Annotated in this window: 5 protein-coding genes and 1 pseudogene; 2 read left to right on the plus strand and 4 right to left on the minus strand. The window is 57.8% G+C overall.

Annotated elements, in window-relative coordinates:
- Window positions 1–1670 precede the first annotated feature (1670 nt).
- The gene (locus AC1DY5_RS40220) at window positions 1671–2072 is read left to right on the plus strand and encodes a hypothetical protein (RefSeq protein ID WP_478120033.1); all 402 of its coding nucleotides are present in this window, start codon (window positions 1671–1673) and stop codon (window positions 2070–2072) included.
- Between the two features lie 153 nt (window positions 2073–2225).
- On the plus strand, window positions 2226–3281 hold the full coding sequence (locus AC1DY5_RS40225; RefSeq protein WP_478120034.1) for an AraC family transcriptional regulator: 1056 nt from the start codon (window positions 2226–2228) through the stop codon (window positions 3279–3281).
- A 28-nt stretch (window positions 3282–3309) separates the two neighbouring features.
- On the opposite strand, the gene AC1DY5_RS40230 is transcribed toward AC1DY5_RS40225, so the two are convergent.
- From AC1DY5_RS40230 to AC1DY5_RS40245, 4 genes and pseudogenes are all read right to left on the minus strand, one after another.
- Window positions 3310–3675 (minus strand): hypothetical protein, encoded by a 366-nt coding sequence (locus AC1DY5_RS40230; protein ID WP_478120035.1) that lies wholly within the window; start codon window positions 3673–3675, stop codon window positions 3310–3312.
- Window positions 3672–4130 carry a hypothetical protein gene (locus AC1DY5_RS40235; protein WP_478120036.1) on the minus strand — a complete coding sequence of 153 codons (459 nt, stop codon included), beginning with the start codon at window positions 4128–4130 and terminating at the stop codon, window positions 3672–3674. The genes AC1DY5_RS40230 and AC1DY5_RS40235 overlap by 4 nt, the downstream gene beginning before the upstream one ends.
- 6 nt (window positions 4131–4136) lie before the next feature.
- Window positions 4137–5123 (minus strand): Bug family tripartite tricarboxylate transporter substrate binding protein, encoded by a 987-nt coding sequence (locus AC1DY5_RS40240; RefSeq protein WP_478120037.1) that lies wholly within the window; start codon window positions 5121–5123, stop codon window positions 4137–4139.
- 223 nt (window positions 5124–5346) lie between these two features.
- Window positions 5347–5514 (minus strand): annotated as a pseudogene (locus AC1DY5_RS40245) (3-keto-5-aminohexanoate cleavage protein); the annotation flags it as partial.

A 5514-nucleotide genomic window follows, 5' to 3' on the forward strand; every position in this document is an offset into this window, starting at 1 on the left:
TACCCGACTCATACAGCACCTGGCCCAGCGGCATCTCGACCGCTTCCAGTTGCGGTAGCCAACGCTGCCATTCGGCATCGGGCAGTGCGCCAAGTAGGCGATTCTTTCTCGGTTCGGGGCGAAAGGCCATGGCTTGCTCCGGAATACTGGGGTCGGGGATGACCTTGGGTGTGCTCGTGAGCACGGCCCCATCAAGTATAGGCACTTGAACCGATAACCATGTTCGCTATCGCACAAACGAGCCGTGCGGCGGCGCACAGACAAGAACCATGCATCGGCTCATACTGCAAATCGACAGTCATCCGGCGCTGGTAGAGGTGGCTTCGGCGCCCTCCCATCATGGGTGGATCCTCGATGCCGGGACTGTCCCATTCTCTTGGCGCAGGCAGCCCCTCGAGGCCATGTGGGAAACCGAATCCGGGCAAAGTGACCCGGCCGCCGCAGCCGTGCGTGGTCAGCGGACCGCAACCTGTAAAAGCCGCTCGTCAAGGACCGGACCTTGTCGCCCGCGTCCGTGGGCACGCTGCTGTGCGCGACGGTCCTGAAGCGCTCCGGTCCGCGGGCCCCGCCGATTCTGATTGATCAAATTCCAGGAGATGGGATGCCCATGCGACTACTTGAACGCCTCTGTTCCGCACCCTACCGACCACCTTCGAAGATGACGACGACATCGCTAGATGCGGCGTGCTTCGAGCCGCCAAGCTGATTGAGTTAGACGTCCCTCCCACCCTGAATCAGCGGGGCCGAGAGACCTATGCAGGGCACGCCAGGGTGATGTGCGTCACTGCGAGCGGCAGGGCCACTTCAGGAATACGCACCCGGGCGCCAGGAAACTCGGCGGACTATTTTCCTCGCGCGAAATCGGCAGAACCTCCGGGCGAGTGGGGCTATGAGGACGTCGTCGAAGCGACGAAGCCTTTGACTGCAGCGCCGGTGGCGATGACCGAGTCCTGGCCTCCACTTATGGTGATTCAGGGCCAAGGGATAGCGCGGTCTCAGCGCGCAATGGCTTGGCGGCTGCCCAAGATTGGGCCGATGCCGCGGGGGCACGGTTGACGTGCGGCATCGAACAGACGCCGATGGCGCGCGCCAATACGCTGTCGTCATATTGAATGGGCCGATGCATGTCGCTTTCCTTATTCGCCGCCGACACTCTGATCCTTGACTATCTGAACGGAAGGCGGCTCCCCAGCGCGGTGCACCGCATGGTTGTGCTCGCAGCCGAGACAAGACTTTTGGACGGTCTGACGCCAGTGTTGGACGAGGCCCTTTGCACCGCGATGGATGACCACGCAACTGCACTGGCCGCTTGGTCAGTTGAGTCCGTCTTGAACGCAGCGCGGGCGCGCGAGAAGAGTATCCGCGAGGCCTCACGCACGACGAGAACGCTTCAATCGGTTTAGGTCTCATCGGCGCGTCTCACGGCGCCGAGTCTGCGAAACTCGTCCTCCCTTTCAGGGGTCTGACTTTTGGCGTCGTCGAGGGAATGTCCTTCGTCTGCTCTAAATGACGCTCCTTCGGCGGCGTTAGACTCGGTGGCCACTGATGGAGGACAACGTGCATCGATTCCTATCCAACAACCGGGACGTCTGATCGAGCGGTGCAAGGCCAAGGTCGCACAGAGGCCCAGGCGAGCCGCTACGGAGGCGCAACTCGCCAACGGCATTCCGATGTTCCTGAACCAGTTGATGAGAACGCTGGAAGCACTGGAGAACGGTGAGGTCGACGGGAACTGCTTCAGGATCTCAGGTGCCGCAGGTGGTGGCGCCACAGCTTTGTCCGAAATGGGCCTGAGCGCCGCTGCGCACGGCAAGGAGCTCTTGGGGCGCGGCTTTTCCGTGGGCCAAGTGGTCCATGACTCCGGCGACCTTTGCCAAGCCATCACGGACCTCGCGGTCGAGCGCGATGCCCCGTTCTCCGTCGACGAATTCCGCACGTTGAACCGTTGCCTCGACAATGCCATTGCCGATGCAGTCACGGAGCCGTTCACTCGTGAACCCGTCTTGGTCGCTAGTTGCCACCCGTTTTCTAACCGCTACCGCCCAAGCCGATTTCCACCTTCGGTTTGTTGAGGGAGGCCGGACCGGCACGACGTTCGGTGCTGACGTTGCGTATGAACCAACCGCTGGGCATATGGGATAGGTGAAGCAGGGGCAAGCTCACCTCATCCGGAATACTTTCTCGGGGGCAAGGTCAGTGCCAAAATCGGCCAAATGAGTGAGCCTATGAGACAAATCTCTCGACTAATGCGCAGCRCCACCTTGAGCGGCTACGTCGAGTTGGTGGAGTCGCTCGGGCGGGACCCCCATGTGTTCATGCGAGCCGTGGGGTTGGAGGCGAAGTTACTCGAAGACCCTGAGACGCTGATCTCGAGAGATGCCGCGCGCGAGTTGCTGGAGATCACCGCCCGTGCCACGCAGACTGAAGATCTGGCGCTGCGTCTTGCGGCAAAGCGCAAGCTTTCCGCCCTCGGGCCTATCAGCCTCGTGCTGAGGGAGGAGCCCACACCGAGGGATGCCCTCGACACTCTGTGCCGCTACCTGAAGCTGGTGAACACCTCGCTGACTATCCGAGTTGAAGACACTGCCAGCGTGGTCATCATCCGGGAAGACTTGCTACCAAGCCCCGGGCTGGCGATGCGACAGTCGATGGAACTCGCCGTGGGCGGCACGTTTCGCATGCTGAGCGAATTAATCGGACCGCATTGGCAACCGCTTGAAGTCTGCTTTACACATCGCCCACCTAAGGACGTCTCCGCACATCGGGCATTCTTCGGAAGGAACGTCAAGTTCAATCAGGAATTCAACGGCTTGGTCTGCATGGCGATCGACCTGTCAAAGCCGCGCGAGCTCGGAGATCAAGTGTCGGCGGGATTCGCGCGCAAATACTTGGAAGCGGCCCTAAAGGATCGGAGTGAAAGCGCGCAAGAAGCCTGTCGCCAAATCATCTTGGCACTGCTGCCTAGTGGCACGTGCAGTGCTCAGGAGGTTGCACGGCTCCTGCACGTCGATCGTCGTACGCTGTACCGTCAACTCGATGCGGAAGGTCTCGCCTTCAGCCGCGTGCTCGACCAAGTGCGATCGGATCTGGTCAAGCGCCATTTGCGCGAGAGTGACCTACCGCTTAGCGAGGTGGCCGAGCTGCTGGGCTTCTCCAGGCTCAGCAGCTTCAGTCATTGGTTCCGCAGTCTTTTCGGCTGCAGCGCCTCGCAGTGGAGTAAACAAGCCGCTGATATGGCCGCTTTTGGCGAATACGGGACTGAATCGTCCAATCGTCTGTAGATAGTGGCTTCGTCGTCGCTGTATTGGCTCAGGTAATTTTTCGCGCTTGTTCTCCTATCAAATCCAGCAACTCGAGTGCTCTGTTCGCAGCGTCCGCACCTCCGTCCATGTCTCCGCGGACGAACTGAGGGCGAAGTTCCTCGATTTCTTCAAGTCGTGCGATCAAATCAGGCTCGGCAAGCTTGTACTTGCGAAGTACGCTGACTGTGCACATGGATGCATGCACCATGTCTTCTGACATCTCACTTACGCCACTTTTATGCAACACATAGTTGACCCAGTGCGTACCTGCAAGCATGGCAGCCTCAATCCGAATTTCCCAATCTGAGTCAGTGAGCTTGGCAAGGGATCGTTCAATTCGTTCTGCTTTATCGCGGTGATTTCCTGGGATCATAGATGTATGTCCTGACGGACCAATGCTTCGTAGACGGATATTGCTTGCGATAGCGCGAGATTGCAGTCATCGACAATTGCTTGAGTTGGAGTGCGATCTCCGCGCAAGCAAGGATCACGGTGTTCTTCCAGTGCATGTAATGCTGCCTCCAAGCGCTGGATGGGCTCTGGCATGTCGCCGGGAATGGCGGGCCAGCCGACATGACTCACATCACCCGGACCGCGTAGTTCCCTGCGGTAGCTTCCGTCGCTCTGAGGTACGACGTGCACACCGGGGATCGTGGAAAAAGCGCGATCTTCGCTGGTAAATCCTGTCGCATGCAGCGAGGTGTTCCAGATGTTGGTTCCCGCTGTAAGGCACGTCCAATACCAGAGTTCAAAATCTGGAAGGGGGTCGAGTCGATCGCGGAGCTGCAGAAGGCGACTTATCTTGTCAACGTGAGAGGTAATCTTCATGATCTCTCAATCTGGCTTGATATTTCCGTCTACGACCACCTTCCGCCAGGCAACCAGGTCATTCGCTATCATTTGCGTGAATGCTTGACGACTCACGGGGGTTGCAGGTGGGATATTCATCTGGCGAAGTGATTCCCCGAAATCTGGCTGCACCAATTCATGATTGATGGCTGCATGCAGACGCTCAAGTAGCCCCGATGGCGTATTTTTTGGTGCAAAAACACCTTGCCAACCCGTGGCAGTAAATGGATAGCCTTGCTCGGAAAGTGTTTTGATATCAGGCAGTTTAGGGCTGCGAACTGTGCCTGACAATGCGATGCCGCGCAGCTTCCCTTGCGCAATAAAGCCCAACGGAGAAACCACGTCAACCCAGCCAATCGGAATCACGCCGGAGACAATATCCGTCAGCAACGCAGGCGATGTTTTATAGGGGATGTGATTGATGGTCAAGCCTGTTCGTTGCTTAATCCACTCCATCGTCAGGTGTCCATTCGAACCGACACCCCAACTTCCATAGGATTGATACTTGGGATCGCTTCGCAGCAGATCAACCAGTTCAGAGAGCGTATTCGCAGGTACGGAAGAGTGCACCGCAAGCAGCACGCCACCTACTGAAGATAGCGCCACGGGCTCCAGGTCTCGCAAAGTTTTAACCGAAACGTCTGGGTTCAATGCCTCAGCCATCACCATTGATGATGCTGTGCTATGCAAAAGCGTATAGCCATCTGGTGCAGCGGTTTTGACCGCGGAGGTACCAATCAATCCATTCGCGCCAGTACGATTTTCTATGACAAATGGCTGGCCCAGCGTTGCACCAAGTCTGGTGTAGAGTTTCCGCGCCATAGCGTCCAACACCCCGCCTGCTCCCCCTGGCACGATGACTTTAATGGGGCGTGATGGCCAGCTGTTGCTACCCTGAGCGCCAGCCAAATTGCTCATCAGAGATGCTGCCGCTCCAAGTACGAGCTCTCTACGGGTCAATGATGTAGTCATCTATTGTTTCCTTGATCAAGGTTCGCGTTCGCAAAGACGCAAAGGCGCATTGGCACCGACATTACCAAGCGCATCTATTTGACTTTTACGCGCCAAGGTGCCAATGTTTGTTGCGTGGCAACCCAACTCCCGCGCCAATTGGCGCGTGACTGCGTTCGGCTTTTGGCTAGTTCCGCAATTTGTTGGCCAAAATGGGGGCTTCAAATGTGAGCCCCCTGAGGCTTCAGGTCGGCTTGCGCAGGAATCCCTGATTGCCACCGTTACGATTGGGCGCGAAGCCATTGGCCTGAAGCGTCTCTTCCGTCGTTTCGTAGAAGACCCCGATCTTCATGATCTCTCGTGCCTGTTTCGCTGTCGCGATGGGGCGGCCAAATTCGCCAGAGATACGCAC

The sequence above is a fragment of the Variovorax sp. P4_D9 genome (assembly GCF_056401695.1).

Excerpts from the sequence above, each read along its gene's own strand:
- AC1DY5_RS40240 (WP_478120037.1), bottom strand. The coding sequence starts at position 5,123 with ATGACTACATCATTGACCCGTAGAGAGCTCGTACTTGGAGCGGCAGCA.
- AC1DY5_RS40220 (WP_478120033.1), top strand. The coding sequence starts at position 1,671 with ATGTTCCTGAACCAGTTGATGAGAACGCTGGAAGCACTGGAGAACGGT.
- AC1DY5_RS40230 (WP_478120035.1), bottom strand. The coding sequence starts at position 3,675 with ATGATCCCAGGAAATCACCGCGATAAAGCAGAACGAATTGAACGATCC.
- AC1DY5_RS40235 (WP_478120036.1), bottom strand. The coding sequence starts at position 4,130 with ATGAAGATTACCTCTCACGTTGACAAGATAAGTCGCCTTCTGCAGCTC.